Origin of the sequence: Alcanivorax sp. NBRC 102024, assembly GCF_001602235.1 — a bacterium.
Taxonomy (GTDB): Bacteria; Pseudomonadota; Gammaproteobacteria; order Pseudomonadales; family Alcanivoracaceae; genus Alcanivorax.
Map to the genome: position 1 here is coordinate 1 of NZ_BDAS01000030.1, position 766 is coordinate 766.

The following is a 766-nucleotide window of genomic DNA, read 5'->3' on the forward strand; positions in this document are numbered from 1 at the left end:
TGGATAGCTAAACCAGTTTGCCTGACGACCATAGAGTGTTGGAACCACCTGATCCCATGCCGAACTCAGAAGTGAAACGACATATCGCCGATGGTAGTGTGGGGTCTCCCCATGTGAGAGTAGGTCATCGTCAGGCTCTTAAATACAGAAAAAGCCCCCTAGCGCAGTATGCTAGGGGGCTTTTTTTGTATTTAGGATACGGTGAACTCCTCTCCCTACCTTGCGACGAAGTCGCCATGTGACAAGCGATGCCCCGCAGGGGCCAGCTTGGTGCGCCGAAGGCGTCCCGAAGGGATGACGAGCATGCTCGTCACACACTGTAGGTCATCACGCCCCGCAAAGCCTCAAACTCCAACCTAGAACCCAGAAGCGGAAAACTACCCCTCGCCATGCAAGCATGGCTCCAACGGGTTTATTGTCTCTTTGAAGCCCTGGCCTCTGGTCAAAATCCGGTTGGCGCAGCCCGGCCCAAATGTCAGATCTAGACTCCCATCCCGGTACTGGGGATTTCATCATCCCGATAATGGGGATCCACCCAGCATCGGGGAAGCGTCTCGCCTGACGGAAACACCAGATCGGCCTTGTTGAATGGCTCCGCTTCCTGGGCTTCTTCGCCGTGATGATAGCGCCCGCTAATCTGCGTGCGTAAAGGGTTGACCAGTTCCGTGGGTTCGACTACCTGCACCAGGTGGCCGCTGCTCCGCTCTTTGAGAAACATGCTCTCTGCTCCCTTTGGATTAGAAGGCTTTCAGGGTGCGGCCGGGAG

1 protein-coding gene and 1 rRNA gene are annotated in these 766 nt (G+C 55.9%); one reads left to right on the forward strand and one right to left on the reverse strand.

Annotated features, from left to right (window positions below; genetic code table 11):
• Positions 1-20 precede the first annotated feature (20 nt).
• Positions 21-136, forward strand: a 5S ribosomal RNA gene (rrf, locus tag A0251_RS17075).
• A 345-nt stretch (positions 137-481) separates the two neighbouring features.
• On the opposite strand, the gene A0251_RS17080 is transcribed toward rrf, so the two are convergent.
• On the reverse strand, positions 482-718 hold the full coding sequence (locus A0251_RS17080; protein WP_062818038.1) for a hypothetical protein: 237 nt from the start codon (positions 716-718) through the stop codon (positions 482-484).
• Between the last annotated feature and the right edge of the window lie 48 nt (positions 719-766).

Excerpts from the sequence above, each read along its gene's own strand:
- A0251_RS17080 (WP_062818038.1), bottom strand. The coding sequence starts at position 718 with ATGTTTCTCAAAGAGCGGAGCAGCGGCCACCTGGTGCAGGTAGTCGAA.